Source organism: Ruminococcus sp. FMBCY1, from assembly GCF_023921805.1.
Classification (GTDB): domain Bacteria; phylum Bacillota; class Clostridia; order Oscillospirales; family Acutalibacteraceae; genus Ruminococcoides; species Ruminococcoides intestinale_A.
In genome coordinates this window covers 379704-395295 of record NZ_CP074197.1, presented here as the reverse complement: position 1 = coordinate 395295, position 15592 = coordinate 379704, and the positions used below count along the sequence as shown (strand labels likewise).

Here is a 15592-nt window from a genome sequence, read left to right as displayed (position 1 = left end):
CTTACGCTCTGTAACAATACATTTTATGAAGGTTATACTTAATTGTGAATATTGAGTTGATTTATTTTAAATAAGGCTTTAAAATTTCATCAAGGTTTTTGTTTACAGCTTTCGGATTTGACTGCGTATAATTTGAAAAAGCGATGAATACTTTGCTCTGGTCCTGCGCAAATACAATTCTTGCATTAAATCTGTAGAATGCTGCGTCACAATAATAATTACCGCAATCGTCAACATACAAACCGTACGCAAAACTTGATTTATAAGGAGTGAACATTTCTTCTTTGGATTTTGCAGACAACAATTCACTTCCCGTAATAGCATCTGTCCATTTAAGCAAATCACTCAAATTGGAGATAAGACCCGTAGAAGAATACGCAACACCCGGATAAATATTCCACTCATCGTCAAAAATATCCTGATAACCTGTAGCAAGTTGGTCTGTGCTCTCAAAGGTTGTCGAAGTCATTTCGAGCGGCTCAAAAATATTTTCTTTCAAAAATTCCTCATAGCTTTTTCCGCTTACCTTTTCGATTATGTCACCGAGAATAAAATAATCGGAATTTGAATAGCTGTAATTTTCTTCATCATTATCAATTTCTTGTGATAATATCCATTTTAAAATAACAGAATGATTATCTTTAGCGGAATTTTTCTCTGAAATATCGTACTGCGGAGCATTTGCACGCACGCTTTCGTCAGATTTGCCGAGATAATCCGGCAAGCCTGTTGTCATTGTAAGCAAATTACGGATAGTTATATCCGAACCGTACTTATAATCGGGATAATACTTGTCAAGCGTATCATCTGTGCTCAGCTTATCCTGCTCCTGTAAAATCATAACAGCCGCAGCGGTAAACTGCTTTGTAAGCGAACCTATGTAGTAATTTGTATTGAGTGAATTATATGTATGCGAACCCTTGTCGGCATAGCCGTTATTGCCTATATATTCAAAATCATTTCCGAGTTTATAATATACAGTTCCTCTGAATTTACTTGCAACAAGTGTATTATCGAACTTAGCTGTTATGCTGTCGGTATCCTGTTTTAATTTTGTAAAATTATATGCAGGATTAGTAGGTACTTCATCAGCAGTTGCAGGCGCAACGGTAAGTCCCTGCGTCGATGCACCTGTAGAATTTGTAGTCTGCGGTGCTGTTGTAGCCGAAGATTCCGAATCATTGTCACAGCCTGTAAATGCAACTGCGGAACACGCCGCCATAGCTACGCACATTAATGATTTTGCTAAAGCCTTCAAAAAATCACCTCATCAGATTTTTTCCATTTTACTGAAATTAGCCATAAGAGTTTTTGTGCCTGCCTTATCAAAAGCAACTTCAAGCATTGTGTCGTTGCCCATTTTTTCGGTTTTCATAATCATACCTTTGCCAAATACCTTATGGAATACGCAATCTCCTTTTTTGTAAACAGTACCCGATTTAACGGCAGGTTTAGTAAATGTATTAAAACTTTTGTTAGGTGTGAATTTTGAACCGGCACCGATACTGATATGACTTGAGGATGCGGAAAAACCGTTTGTTGACGCAAAAGTCTTTTTCTCGCCTGTATAATTAAGTAATTCGGGCGGGATTTCATTTACAAAGCGTGATACTTTGTTATAGCTTGTATGACCCATCAACATTCTTGACTTTGCCTTGGTAATGTATAGCTTTTCTTTTGCTCTTGTAATACCTACATAAGCAAGTCTGCGTTCCTCGTTAAGTTCATCGGGATTCATCATTGTGGCAATTGACGGGAACACACCTTCTTCAAGACCTGCAATGAAAACTACGGGAAATTCAAGTCCTTTTGCGCTGTGCAATGTCATCATTACCGATGAATCCGCTTCTGCATCATAGTTATCAATATCTGTCTGCAATGAAATTTCCTCAAGGAAGTTTGAAAGTGACGCTTCTTCTGCGTAATCCTCTTCAAATTTGATAATATTTGAAGAAAGCTCTTCGATGTTCTCAATTCTTACATCGGGGTTGTCTTTCTCTGTTTTTAAATATTTTTCGTAATCTGTATGTTCGAGAATAAGATTGTATAATTCCGCAAGAGAATAATCTCCGCTTTGTTCAGCCTCCATAAGACCGTCAATCAGCGCAACAAAACTCTTTAACTTTGTTGCGGCTCTTGAAAGCTGTGGATATACATCTGCATCTTTAATTACGGAATATATGCTTTCGCCGAGTCCCGCGGCAATTTCAGAGGCTTTTTCAAGTGTAGTTGCGCCAATACCACGCTTTGGCACATTAATAATTCTGCCCAGTCTGACATCGTCGTGCGGATTATTAATAACCTGAAGATATGCAACCATATCTCTGATTTCTTCTCTGTCATAGAATCGTCTGCCGCCGATTACCCTATGCGGAATACCACTTCTTGACAAAGCCTGCTCAATGGCATTTGACTGCGCATTCATTCGGTAAAGAATTGCAAAATCAGAGAATTTTCTGCCGTCTGCAACACCGTCAAGTATAGTTTTTGCAATAAATTGAGCTTCGTCACGCTCGGAATCGGAAGTATGCACCTCAATTTTATCGCCAACGGCATTTTCAGTCCACAAAGTTTTGCCCTTACGCATTGTGTTGTTAGAAATAACACCGTTTGCCGCATTAAGAATATTCTGTGTACTGCGGTAATTCTGCTCAAGTCTTATCATCTTAGCGCCTTTAAAGGTGTTTTCAAAAGAAAGGATATTTTCAATTGTAGCACCTCTGAATTTGTAAATACTCTGGTCGTCATCACCTACAACGCAGATGTTGCCGTATTTTGCGGCGAGCATACTCACAAATTTATACTGCACCTTGTTTGTATCCTGATACTCATCAACCATTATGTATTTAAACTGATTTTGATAGAATTCAAGTATATCGGGACATTTTTGAAAAAGCTCAACAGTCTTGCAGAGCATATCGTCAAAGTCCATTGCATCTGCGGTTTTTAGTCTTGACTGGTAAATTTCATATACTTTTGCCACGGACTGCTTGAGGTTATCGTAACCTGCTCTTTTGAGCATTTCCTGCGGAGTAAGCATTTCATCCTTGGCTTTTGAAATTTCGTTGAGCACTCTTTTTACCGGCAACATTTTTTCGTCATAATTAAGCTGTTTTAAAATATCTTTTACAAGTTTTTTCTGATCGTCAGTACCGTAAACGGTAAAATGACTTGTAAAACCGATTCTGTCGCCGTATCTTCTTAAAATTCTCGCACAGGTAGAGTGAAATGTAGCCGCCCAAATATCCGAACCGCCTTCCGGAACAGCGTTGCAGATTCTTTCTTTAAGCTCCCCTGCCGCCTTATTTGTAAAGGTAATTGCAAGTATCTGCCACGGTTTGCAAAGTTCAGACTGCAAAATATACGCAATTCTGTTTACAAGAACGGTTGTTTTGCCCGAGCCTGCACCCGCAAGTATAAGCAAAGGGCCTTCTGTGCAAAATACAGCCTGCTGCTGCATATTATTCATATGTGAAAACTGTTTTTTTAATTCTGATTGTACCATAGCAATATTCCCGTTAAAAGTTTAATAACACAGAAAACGGGCGAACTGCGTCCGCCCGTATAATCTGACGATTTTATTTTATGTAGCCGTAGAATGTTTCAAGAATTTCAGGACCCTGGTCTGCAACAATCATTGTAACATAGTTGCCGTCCTGTGTAACCTTGCAAGCCTCAACCATAGGAAGTTTTTCGGCATTGTAGCCTGAATACTGTGTAACGATTGAAGTGTATGTCTTAGAAAGCGCATCGTTTACTCTTGATGCAGCGTCAGCGTCAACAGCCTCAACGAGTACGATTTCAACTCTTGAATTGCTGTCTGAATTGATTTCTGCCGCAAACTGCTTAACATCTTCTGTGTCTATGCTGTAATATTTTTTAAGATCATTAGAATCTGTAAGCTCTTTTAAGTCCAATGAATACTTAGAGTTGATGTCAGAAAGAACTGTTTTTAAATCAACCTCTTTGCTGCCTGAACAACCTGCAAGCGCAGTAAGACAAAGTACAAATATTGTTACCAAAGAAACTACCTTTTTCATAATTAACCTCCAAAAATGTCTTATAAAAAAATTACGCCGAATCAGTGTGACCCGGCGTATTCAGATGGTCGAGGTGACAAGATTCGAACTTGCGACCCCATCGTCCCGAACGATGTGCGCTACCAAACTGCGCTACACCTCGATAAAAACAGCCCCGATTACTCGGGGCTTTTAATGGCTGAGGAATAGGGATTCGAACCCCAACAAACAGAGTCAGAGTCTGTCGTGCTACCGTTACACCATTCCTCAATGTTTATTGCTCATTGCTGCAAGCCGTGCAATCAACGATATATATTATATATTATGAAGTGCGTTTTGTCAACACTTTTTTGAAATTTTTTAAAACTTTTTAGAAGTTTTTAACTTTCGTTCAGCATTGACTTGTTGCTTACTTTCACGCAATCAACAATAGCTATTATATAGCAGAACGTGTGTTTTGTCAACATCTTTTTTCAATTTTTTCTAAAATTTGAAAAATACAAAAAATACGGAATTTTAGCTAAAACTTTTTTTGAGTCTTATATCATCGCCGACAAAATTAAGCCTTACACCCTCTCCGTATATTCTTGAAATAAATCTTGAAGTATAAGTTTTTTCAAGTTCTGTTATCGAAAGGTTTGTGTTTATTATCAAAGGCTTTCTCAAAAGCATTCTTGAATTACACAAATTATAAAACTGTGTATTTGAAAAAGTATTTGAAAACTCTGTGCCTAAATCATCAATAATTAGTAAATCGCACTTTGTGAGCATTTCAAAATATTCGGAATCGTTGGACTCTTTGGAAAAATGCATATTGCTAAGCGTTGACATAAGCATAGGTGCAGACACATAGATTACACCGAAACCACGCCTTGTAACCTCATTGGCAATAGCGAGCGAAAGGTGGGTTTTGCCAAGACCTGTGCCGCCTCTCATAAGTATACTCTTTGACTCGGGCGTAAAAGTCCTTGCGTACTGCACGCAATAATTATAAATTTTTTGCATTTTATCAAAAGGTGATACTCCGCTCGCCTTATCAACCTCGTGACTGTACATATTAAGGTCAAAACTCTCAAAAGTGGAAAGTCTTAAAGGCGCAGTACGGTTAAGCTCCTCGCACGCAGTTGCTACAAGCAATCTTTTAAAGCAAGGGCAATACACTGTTCTTCCGTCTTTTTCTATATATCCCGTATCTTTGCAGTATTTACAGTTGTAATGCGGTTCAAAGCAATTTTCTTCATAGCCGTTTTCTGTAAGCAGCTTTTTGACTTCATTTTGCATAGAAAGACTTTTTGCACGCAAATCCTGCGTGGCAGACTTTACATCTCCGCCGTTTAAAACCGCACGAACCGCAAGTATTCCGCATGAAGATATTTCTTTTTCAAGCTCCTCTATTCTCGGAACTCTTCTGTAAACCTCTTCACGAACCTGCTCCGCTCTTCTCTCGGCTTTGGTGCGCCTTTCTTCCATTTTTGCTTTTGTCGCTCTGTAAATTTCTTTACTGTATCCCATTTATATCACCACACTAAATACTGTCGATTGTATCTAATCTCTGCAAATCATTTATATTATATGATGTGTTGGCGTCATTCCTGTTTCCGCCTTTATGCTTATACTTATCGGGTCTGCTGTCAAATTTGTTTAAATCGTCAACATTGTAAATTCCACTTGAATTCCAGCGTTTTAAAATTCCGTTTATGTATCTGAAATCGCAGCTGCCCTTACTGTCAACACATCTTTCGTAAGCCTCTCTTAGCATTTCGGGAGAAAATTTCCACTCGTTTACCCACAAATCGGCGTATTCAACCTGCTTTTTAGTAGGAGAACCCGTATTTTTTAAACCGAACGCAGATGCTACAATCGTAAAACTCTGGCTTGCACGATGTGCTTGTTTTATTTTATTTTCGGCTTCCTCAATCGAGAAAACTCCCGCATCAGACCATCTCAAACCTATTGTTTCAATGGCTCTTATGTTAGATTTTCCGATGCTTATACAATACTGAATAAGCATTATAATTACCTCTACAGGCAAACCGCAGGTATTTTTAAGTAACAGTAACGACGATGCATCGGAGTTTGATAAAGGCTTGCCGAGGGCTGTCTGTGCCTCGTTTACAAGCATTTTAAATTCTTCGTCAACCGCAAGCTGTTGTGCCACATAAACATAATCGGGGCGCTGCGGTCTTACAAACATATGCGGAACTGTAGGCTCTTCCTTTTCAATCGGAGCGGCAGTATTATTGCTTTCGACTTGTTTTACCGCAGACTGTTCAGTCGTTTGCTGTTCTGCCTGTGCAGGCTCAAAAGCACCGTTATTTTGGCAAAAGATACCTTTCATAACCCAGTATTCAACTGCCTCCGGAATATCGGTTTCATTTACGCCTGTCGCCTTACTGATGTCGCTTTCGTTCACATCTTCCCCACTGTGCCGCAAAAGATATAACAATACCTTAAGTTTAACGCCGTCCGAAAACTTAAGTCCCTCGTCTACAACAGACGAAGGCACGGCAAATATTGAATTCCAAGCACCAAGATTAATTTTCATAGACATTTCATATACCTCTGACCCAAAATAAATATTATAATCAAACTTTATCGTACACATTATTATATCACACTAAATTTAAAAATCGACACATATTTTTAAATTTTATAGATTTTTTTAAAGAAATATGTTAAAATACAGTTGAAATGTTTTAAGGAGGTAATATAATGAAATATACATACATTCCAAAAGGTGTTTGTTCAAGACAGATTAACCTTGAGATAAATGACGGAATTATAGAATCCTGCGAATTTATCGGCGGTTGCTCAGGCAACACTCAAGGCATTTGTGCTCTTGTAAAAGGTATGGACGCAGAAGAGGCTGTAAAGAGATTAAAAGGCATTGACTGCCGTGGCAGAGGTACATCTTGCCCCGATCAGCTTTCTTACGCTATTGAAGAGGCTCTTGAACTTGAATAAGCTCTGCGGCTAAAACTTTATATTTATCATAACATTAAAGCTCTCTTTATTTGCGTAAAGAGAGCTTTTTACTTTGGTTTTAAGATTTAGACGGTTTTATGCAGTGTTTTGTCAAGAAATTCCGGTGTATCACAAAAATTATAAAAGTTTGGTCAACCTTTTCAAAGGTTGTGGGTGTGGGCAAAGCCCACAAATACTTTCCGCTTATGTAATCTGACGATAGCCAAACAGCCTGCTGTTTGGTAACTTAAACAAAAGAGTTTTCAAAACCATAACCCTTTAGTTCGTTTTACAGAATATTGGTTTCATCAATTTTTGCGTTCACATCATCAAGTTTATTTCCAAGCATAACAGACATAAAGAATATATTTGATGTCGTTCAACACCTCTAATTCTTCGTCGGACATAAAAATCTCCCGAAATCAGTCAACCTTGAAAGTACCTGCCTCAATCTCGTCAATCATAGCAAGGCGCTTTAAATGTCTGTCGCCTTCTTCGGGAGTATTGAGGAAAATATCTGTAAACTTAACTGCATCCTCTTCGCTTGTTACTCTGCCGCCCATGCAAAGAATATTTGCGTGGTTATGTCTGCGTGTCATTTCAGCGCAAAACTCATTGCTTACAACAGCCGCACGAATACCCTTGACCTTATTTGCAGCCATAGAAATACCTATGCCTGTGCCGCAGCAAAGAATACCAAGCTCACATTCGCCGCTTGCTACTGCTTTTGCAACTTTATAGCCGTAAACAGGATAATCAACGCTGTCTGTGCTGTAAGTACCAAAATCTTTATATTCAATACCCTTTTCGTCGAGATATTTTTTAATTGCGCAGATAAGGTTATATCCGCCGTGATCACAACCGAGTGCTAACATTTCTTTTCCTCCATTTTCTTTTTAAGTTCTCTTTCAGCCTGTGGCAGTCTTAAATACATAGGCATTATCTCTGCCGCTGAAAGCACTTCCCCATTATTAAATTTTTCAATAGCTATTTCTGCTGTTGATGACGCTCTTTGAAATCTTACATTGATTGGTGCAAGCTCAACATTTGAGAGGGTTTCTTTCATTGCATTAAAGCAAAGCTCAGCGCCGTCACCCACAAGAATGATTCTTTCGTCATAACTCTTAAGTTCTTCTGAAAGCTCGGCAACAGACAAAGCTCTGTCTTTGCAAAGTCTTTCGGGCTTTATGCCGTCACATTTGAAAAGCGCATTATAAACCTGCGAACAACGAGCGTCCATAACAGAACAGATTATCCCATTTGCAGATTGCAAATTATACGCAAGGCTTTCAAGCGTCGATACCTCTATGCAAGGCAAATCATCGGCAAAAGCAAGTCCTTTAGCCGCTGCAACACCGATTCTTACACCTGTAAACGAACCCGGACCGCAGTTTACCGCAACGGCGGTAATATCTGTTGTCGTTATGTTTGTGTTTGCAAGCAGACTTTCAACCATAGGCATAAGTGTTCTGCTGTGAGTAAGTTTTGTATTTATAAAGAACTCACCTATTATTTTGTTTTCGTCACAAATTGCGGTTGACGCAGCTGTGGCGCTTGTATCTATTGCAAGAATTTTCATTGCGGATCAACACCTTCAATTTCAAAAATTCTGTCATCATCATTTTCGCCCTTAATGATTCTGATTTTAATACAATCGGCAGGCAAAGCCTCTTCAATATTTTCACTCCACTCAATAATGATTATACCGTTATCGATATAATCAAAAAATCCTGTGGAATACAAATCATCCCATGTATTTACACGGTACATATCAAAATGAAAAATATTATACTTACCAGAATATTCATTGACAAGAGCGAATGTAGGGCTTGAAACATTTTCTCCTGCACCGAGCGCACCGGCAAGTCCTCTTGTAAAGGCAGTCTTGCCCATACCAAGACCGCCAAAAAGAGCGATTACTTCCGTGCCGCACAACTTTTCGGCAATTTTTGCGCCGAGTGCCTCTGTTTCACGGGCATTATGAGTATTTACAGTAATCATCAGAATAAACCGTTAATTTTTCCTTCCTCGGTAACATCAATTTTCTCTGCCGACGGAACTTTCGGAAGACCCGGCATTGTCATAATATCACCTGTATATACAACTACAAATCCTGCACCGTTTGAAAGTGTAAGATTCTTTACTGTGATTTCAAAATCCTTTGGAGCACCGAGAAGTGTTGGGTCATCAGAAAGCGAATATTGTGTTTTTGCAATACAAACAGGAAGTTTTTCACCGCCGAGAGCCTGAATCTGCTTCAATGCCTTTTCGGCAGCCTTTGTATAGTTTACTCTTGAAGCGCCGTAAATTGTTTTTGCAATTTTGTCAACCTTTTCTTTAATTGTAAGGTCATCTGAATAAATAGGAGCAAAATCAGACGGCTTTTCGCAAGCCTCTACTACCTTTTTGGCAAGTTCTGTACCGCCTTCTCCGCCCTTTGAGAATACATTTGAGAGAGCAAAGTCTGCGCCTTTAGATTTACAGTAACTCTCGATAAACTCAAGTTCCTCTGCTGTATCTGTACCGAACTGGTTGATAGCAACTACAACGGGAACATTGTACTTTCTCATGTTATCAATGTGAACACCAAGGTTTTCAATACCATTTTTAAGAGCCTCAAGATTCTCTGCAGAAACCTCTGCCTTAGGCACACCGCCGTTGTACTTTAACGCACGGCAAGTAGCAACAATAACTACGGCAGACGGCTTAAAACCTGCATATCTGCACTTGATGTCAAAGAATTTCTCTGCACCGAGATCTGAACCGAAGCCTGCCTCTGTAATACAGTAATCGGCAAGTTTTAACGCAAGCTTTGTAGCACGAATGCTGTTACAGCCGTGAGCAATATTGGCAAAAGGACCGCCGTGCATAATAGCAGGGGTACCCTCGAGTGTCTGAACAAGGTTTGGTTTGATAGCGTCTTTAAGAAGAGCTGTCATAGCACCGTCAGCCTTGATGTCCTTTGCAAAAACAGGCTCGCCTGCATATGTATAAGCAATAAGAATATTACCAAGTCTTTTCTTTAAATCAGAAATATCGTCAGCAAGGCAAAGGATAGCCATAACTTCAGATGCAACAGTAATTATAAAGTGGTCCTCACGAGGAATACCGTTCACTCTGCCGCCAAGACCGACAACAATATTTCTCAAAGCTCTGTCGTTCATATCAAGACATCTCTTAATAAGAATCTGGCGAGGATCAATCCCGAGAACATTACCCTGCTGAATATGATTGTCAAGCATTGCACAGCAAAGATTGTTTGCAGAAGTAATAGCGTGCATATCGCCTGTAAAGTGAAGATTAATATCTTCCATAGGAAGTACCTGAGAATAACCGCCGCCTGCAGCGCCGCCCTTAATACCAAATACAGGACCGAGTGAAGGCTCTCTTAGAGCGATTACAGCCTTTTTACCAATCTTAGCCATAGCCTGACCAAGACCTGCAGAAGTAGTTGTTTTGCCCTCACCTGCGGGGGTTGGATTTATAGCTGTAACAAGAATAAGTTTTCCGTCCGGCTCATTTTCCAAACGATTGGCAAGTTCGTCTGAAAGTTTAGCCTTATACTTGCCGTAAAACTCCAGCTCATCCTCTTTAATTCTGATCTGTGCGGCAACCTCTTTAATCGGGAGTAAGGTCGCAGCCTGAGCGATTTCAATATCACTTAACATATTGAAAATACCTCCGTTCAAATATATTTCTTTAATTATAACAAAACTTTCCCCCTCTATTATTCCAATAAGAAAATATATTTTACAATAGAATATAAAATACTCGGGTTTAATTGCTGCAGATTAGGTAAAGTTACTTTGATGTATTCAGTTACAACGGATACTGTTGCGTTTAAAATCCAATATGGATAGATTTATAGAGTTCAGCCGGTAAAGCGGGCGGTGACGCTTTGTCATTTAAAATCCAATATGGATAGATTTATAGATTACCAAGTGCTCTTGGTGCTTATATAGCGCTTTTGTTTAAAATCCAATATGGATAGATTTATAGCAGTAGCACCGTACACAGCGGTGGAAGATTTTAAATTTTAAAATCCAATATGGATAGATTTATAGGCAACAGAAAGACCATAAGACTTACAATCAAATAATTTTAAAATCCAATATGGATAGATTTATAGTATCAAATCTCCATTTATTTGTATCAGAAACTGATTTTAAAATCCAATATGGATAGATTTATAGTAATCGTATTTTGCCAGGGGTGTTCTATCAAAATATTTTAAAATCCAATATGGATAGATTTATAGAATACGCATATGATACTATAATGCGTGCACATAAGCTTTTAAAATCCAATATGGATAGATTTATAGAAAATCAAGAAAAATTTTGAAAAAATCCGCAACCACTTTTAAAATCCAATATGGATAGATTTATAGGGGTTCATTGATAGGCTTGACACCGAGCAATTAACTTTTAAAATCCAATATGGATAGATTTATAGTGATTTCCTTATCAGTTTGCTCTGCCTCAATTATAACTTTTAAAATCCAATATGGATAGATTTATAGCGTGGTCACTGCCTATTCCTTTATTCAGTTGTCATTTTAAAATCCAATATGGATAGATTTATAGGTTGAAAATCTAAATAAAGGAGAATGACTATGGCATTTTAAAATCCAATATGGATAGATTTATAGCCATTTAAATATAAATATGTTATTATTATTTTGATAATTTTAAAATCCAATATGGATAGATTTATAGTATTCATCAACATCATAAGTATAGACTTTAATTGAGTTTTAAAATCCAATATGGATAGATTTATAGGCTTTAATAAATCTGATACATTGTGATTTTCACCTTTTTAAAATCCAATATGGATAGATTTATAGACCAAGGGCTTGAAGAATTGTATCAACAAGTCCATTTTTTAAAATCCAATATGGATAGATTTATAGTATGAACCAGACAAATAACTAACACCTGCCGGTAATTTTAAAATCCAATATGGATAGATTTATAGTAATTCTCTGACCTCGTCAACTGACGAGAGAGGAGTTTTAAAATCCAATATGGATAGATTTATAGCACTACGAATAGAACAGGCGGAAAGACAACATATTTTTTTAAAATCCAATATGGATAGATTTATAGAGGTTTATTGGAATACGGCAGTCATTATGTGAATATTTTTAAAATCCAATATGGATAGATTTATAGAGAAACAAAGCTATCATAATTTTTAAAAGTTGCTTGTTTTAAAATCCAATATGGATAGATTTATAGGATATGTAAAGATTTCTGAAAGTGATTCTAATAAGTTTTAAAATCCAATATGGATAGATTTATAGATCATATTGCAAATCAGACTTCACGCAATAACAAATTTTTAAAATCCAATATGGATAGATTTATAGTATCTCCTTTTGTTAAACTTTAATTTAATTTGGTATTTTAAAATCCAATATGGATAGATTTATAGAACAATAGCTTTCTTCATTAAGGGCTTAAAGCTCAATTTTAAAATCCAATATGGATAGATTTATAGAAGCCGATACAGGGTGTTTAAAAGGCATTTTTTGCGTTTTAAAATCCAATATGGATAGATTTATAGTTTAAAAGGCATTTTTTGCGTGGGTGGGTTGATTATGCTTTTAAAATCCAATATGGATAGATTTATAGAGAGTAATTATATTGCTTGACTATTTAAGCCGATACTTTTAAAATCCAATATGGATAGATTTATAGAACGCTTATACAAGGTATAAGCGGGTTACACTCATCTTTTAAAATCCAATATGGATAGATTTATAGAAAATCAAGAAAAATTTTTCAGTCAGTGACCGTCAATTTAAAATCCAATATGGATAGATTTATAGCAGATGTTAAGGAAGTTATTGAGAAACTCTACGAAAATTTAAAATCCAATATGGATAGATTTATAGTCAGATCAAGAACTTGAAACAGATCAAGAACAGAGATTTAAAATCCAATATGGATAGATTTATAGATTAATTCTTTGCAAAGTAAAAGGGATATTATTGAAATTTAAAATCCAATATGGATAGATTTATAGCGGTGTATAATATAATCACAATAAAGATAGAGAGCATTTAAAATCCAATATGGATAGATTTATAGGTTGCAACTTAACAATACTATTCATCTGTTTGTACTATTTAAAATCCAATATGGATAGATTTATAGCAGGCTCAAGGCTGTTGCAAGTTCATTCAATTGTCAATTTAAAATCCAATATGGATAGATTTATAGGTTTTTCGGCAACTCTTCCAATTTGTTGAAATTATCATTTAAAATCCAATATGGATAGATTTATAGCATAATCCCATCCGTACACGCCTGCGTGGTAGTACAAATTTAAAATCCAATATGGATAGATTTATAGAAATCAACGGAGATGATGTTATGTATATGGTAAAAATTTAAAATCCAATATGGATAGATTTATAGTTGCTTGACTGTTTAAGCCAATACAGAGCGTTTAAAATTTAAAATCCAATATGGATAGATTTATAGGCAATAAAATCTATATAATGACTAATTACCATTACAATTTAAAATCCAATATGGATAGATTTATAGCAGGGTCAAGGGAGCCACTGCTCCCTTGTGGGTAAATTTAAAATCCAATATGGATAGATTTATAGTGATCATAAGTTAAATTATCATCAGCGGCAAAAGCATTTAAAATCCAATATGGATAGATTTATAGTAAAAGGCATTTTTGCGTTTGCGTGGGTAGATTATGCATTTAAAATCCAATATGGATAGATTTATAGCAGGCTCAAGGCTGTTGCAAGTTCATTCAATTGTCAATTTAAAATCCAATATGGATAGATTTATAGACTTTGGAAATGTAGAAATGAAATGAGGTATTAAAAATTTAAAATCCAATATGGATAGATTTATAGAAAACAAGAAGAAAAATAATAAACCCCCTAATAGCATTTAAAATCCAATATGGATAGATTTATAGAAATAGAAATCGTTAAATTTTTTATTTTTAAGTAAATTTAAAATCCAATATGGATAGATTTATAGACGCTTATCTATAGATTTAGAATGTATACGCTCAATATTTAAAATCCAATATGGATAGATTTATAGTTTAGTAGTGGCACTTGTTTATTGAATAGTAAGACTAATTTAAAATCCAATATGGATAGATTTATAGTAAAAGGCATTTTTGCGTGGGTGGGTAGATTATGCATTTAAAATCCAATATGGATAGATTTATAGATAAATCTATTCAAAAAATTACAAGGAGGCTAAAAAATTTAAAATCCAATATGGATAGATTTATAGGGATAGTGAATCCGACTTAACCCCCCTCCGCTAAATAATTTAAAATCCAATATGGATAGATTTATAGAAAAGGCATTTTTGCGTTTGCGTGGGTAGATCATGTATTTAAAATCCAATATGGATAGATTTATAGAAGGAGAAATATATAATGAAATATAAAGAAATTGATTTAAAATCCAATATGGATAGATTTATAGTATCCTTTGCGTGGGTAGATCATGTAGACGGATGCATTTAAAATCCAATATGGATAGATTTATAGTCAAATCAGACAATCCAATTAAATCCATTATTGAAAAATTTAAAATCCAATATGGATAGATTTATAGTATTGGTTAAAATTTCTTTCTGATGTTTCAGCTGTAATTTAAAATCCAATATGGATAGATTTATAGAAAATCCAATTGCGGAATAATTCGCCGACTTCGTTGCATTTAAAATCCAATATGGATAGATTTATAGTAACTACGATTGAAAACCCCAATTGTCGAAAGCGCATTTAAAATCCAATATGGATAGATTTATAGACGGCTATCTGCAACTTCTCATTGCCATATCCGAAATTTAAAATCCAATATGGATAGATTTATAGTTTTCCTTTGCTCATTCCGTAAGCAAAAGAAATGTATTTAAAATCCAATATGGATAGATTTATAGAATATCGTGTGGCGCAAACAGATTTTTAATAAACTTATTTAAAATCCAATATGGATAGATTTATAGAACTCGCTGATTGCCCGTATCGGGGTAGTTTTTCCGATTTAAAATCCAATATGGATAGATTTATAGATTCCATTGCCCGCAGGTAATACTTTCAATATCGTGATTTAAAATCCAATATGGATAGATTTATAGTCAACAAGTTCAAAAGTCTTTTTGATTGAAATTTTTTTATTTAAAATCCAATATGGATAGATTTATAGAGCTACACGCATAGCCGACCGTAGCGCCGTAATTGTCATTTAAAATCCAATATGGATAGATTTATAGCAATATATGTATGTGTTAATTTTCCTGTACTGCCTTTATTTAAAATCCAATATGGATAGATTTATAGGACAAAAAAACAGTGTTAAGTTTAAGCGGTGAGGGGGATTTAAAATCCAATATGGATAGATTTATAGTACATATCTTCAAGTTCAAGATAAAAATACCCATATGTATTTAAAATCCAATATGGATAGATTTATAGATATCTTCAAGTTCAAGATAAAAATACCCATATGTATTTAAAATCCAATATGGATAGATTTATAGCATCCCAAGATAAAACAACACGAGTACCACTATATGAATTTAAAATCCAATATGGATAGATTTATAGAT

At 35.9% G+C, this 15592-nt stretch carries 10 protein-coding genes, 2 tRNA genes and 1 CRISPR repeat array (1 of these 13 running past the window's edge); of the genes, 1 reads left to right on the top strand and 11 read right to left on the bottom strand.

The features are described 5' to 3' along the window. Positions 1-61: 61 nt before the first annotated feature. From KGF34_RS01775 to KGF34_RS01745, 7 genes are all read right to left on the bottom strand, one after another. Positions 62-1258 (bottom strand): serine hydrolase domain-containing protein, encoded by a 1197-nt coding sequence (locus KGF34_RS01775; RefSeq protein WP_195410450.1) that lies wholly within the window; start codon positions 1256-1258, stop codon positions 62-64. Between the two features lie 12 nt (positions 1259-1270). Next, positions 1271-3505, bottom strand: a complete 2235-nt coding sequence (locus KGF34_RS01770) for a UvrD-helicase domain-containing protein (RefSeq protein WP_252559632.1) — start codon at positions 3503-3505, stop codon at positions 1271-1273. A gap of 73 nt (positions 3506-3578) precedes the next feature. Then, positions 3579-4040, bottom strand: coding sequence for a DUF4358 domain-containing protein (locus KGF34_RS01765; RefSeq protein ID WP_022233961.1), 462 nt, complete (start codon positions 4038-4040; stop codon positions 3579-3581). 65 nt (positions 4041-4105) lie between these two features. After that, positions 4106-4182 (bottom strand) — tRNA-Pro (locus KGF34_RS01760). A 33-nt stretch (positions 4183-4215) separates the two neighbouring features. After that, positions 4216-4289 (bottom strand) — tRNA-Gln (locus KGF34_RS01755). Between the two features lie 246 nt (positions 4290-4535). Next, positions 4536-5531 carry an ATP-binding protein gene (locus KGF34_RS01750; RefSeq protein WP_252559631.1) on the bottom strand — a complete coding sequence of 332 codons (996 nt, stop codon included), beginning with the start codon at positions 5529-5531 and terminating at the stop codon, positions 4536-4538. Between the two features lie 13 nt (positions 5532-5544). Further along, complete coding sequence (locus KGF34_RS01745) at positions 5545-6570, bottom strand: DnaD domain protein (protein WP_252559630.1); 1026 nt, start codon at positions 6568-6570, stop codon at positions 5545-5547. A gap of 161 nt (positions 6571-6731) precedes the next feature. Here KGF34_RS01745 and KGF34_RS01740 point away from each other — a divergent pair, with 161 nt between their 5' ends. Continuing rightward, entirely contained in the window at positions 6732-6983 is a 252-nt protein-coding gene (locus KGF34_RS01740) for a TIGR03905 family TSCPD domain-containing protein (protein ID WP_252559629.1), read from the top strand. A gap of 422 nt (positions 6984-7405) precedes the next feature. Here the strand turns inward: KGF34_RS01740 and rpiB are convergent, their stop codons facing one another. From rpiB to KGF34_RS01720, 4 genes are read right to left on the bottom strand one after another with little or no spacing between them, the layout of a single operon-like run. Continuing rightward, complete coding sequence (gene rpiB / locus KGF34_RS01735) at positions 7406-7858, bottom strand: ribose 5-phosphate isomerase B (protein ID WP_252559628.1); 453 nt, start codon at positions 7856-7858, stop codon at positions 7406-7408. Beyond that, the gene (gene tsaB / locus KGF34_RS01730) at positions 7852-8562 is read right to left on the bottom strand and encodes a tRNA (adenosine(37)-N6)-threonylcarbamoyltransferase complex dimerization subunit type 1 TsaB (protein WP_252559627.1); all 711 of its coding nucleotides are present in this window, start codon (positions 8560-8562) and stop codon (positions 7852-7854) included. Before tsaB ends, rpiB begins: the two co-directional genes overlap by 7 nt. Beyond that, the gene (gene tsaE, locus KGF34_RS01725; protein WP_252559626.1) at positions 8559-8984 is read right to left on the bottom strand and encodes a tRNA (adenosine(37)-N6)-threonylcarbamoyltransferase complex ATPase subunit type 1 TsaE; all 426 of its coding nucleotides are present in this window, start codon (positions 8982-8984) and stop codon (positions 8559-8561) included. The genes tsaB and tsaE overlap by 4 nt, the downstream gene beginning before the upstream one ends. After that, positions 8984-10651: a formate--tetrahydrofolate ligase gene (locus tag KGF34_RS01720; protein ID WP_252559625.1), complete on the bottom strand. Its 1668-nt coding sequence runs from the start codon at positions 10649-10651 to the stop codon at positions 8984-8986. The genes tsaE and KGF34_RS01720 overlap by 1 nt, the downstream gene beginning before the upstream one ends. A gap of 171 nt (positions 10652-10822) precedes the next feature. Beyond that, a CRISPR array of direct repeats spans positions 10823-15592; the repeat unit is 29 nt; unit sequence TTTAAAATCCAATATGGATAGATTTATAG (it continues 992 nt past the right edge of the window).

Coding starts and splice junctions, on each gene's coding strand:
- KGF34_RS01745 (WP_252559630.1), bottom strand. CDS start 6,570: ATGTCTATGAAAATTAATCTTGGTGCTTGGAATTCAATATTTGCCGTG.
- KGF34_RS01750 (WP_252559631.1), bottom strand. CDS start 5,531: ATGGGATACAGTAAAGAAATTTACAGAGCGACAAAAGCAAAAATGGAA.
- KGF34_RS01740 (WP_252559629.1), top strand. CDS start 6,732: ATGAAATATACATACATTCCAAAAGGTGTTTGTTCAAGACAGATTAAC.
- KGF34_RS01720 (WP_252559625.1), bottom strand. CDS start 10,651: ATGTTAAGTGATATTGAAATCGCTCAGGCTGCGACCTTACTCCCGATT.
- tsaE (WP_252559626.1), bottom strand. CDS start 8,984: ATGATTACTGTAAATACTCATAATGCCCGTGAAACAGAGGCACTCGGC.
- tsaB (WP_252559627.1), bottom strand. CDS start 8,562: ATGAAAATTCTTGCAATAGATACAAGCGCCACAGCTGCGTCAACCGCA.
- KGF34_RS01770 (WP_252559632.1), bottom strand. CDS start 3,505: ATGGTACAATCAGAATTAAAAAAACAGTTTTCACATATGAATAATATG.
- KGF34_RS01765 (WP_022233961.1), bottom strand. CDS start 4,040: ATGAAAAAGGTAGTTTCTTTGGTAACAATATTTGTACTTTGTCTTACT.
- rpiB (WP_252559628.1), bottom strand. CDS start 7,858: ATGTTAGCACTCGGTTGTGATCACGGCGGATATAACCTTATCTGCGCA.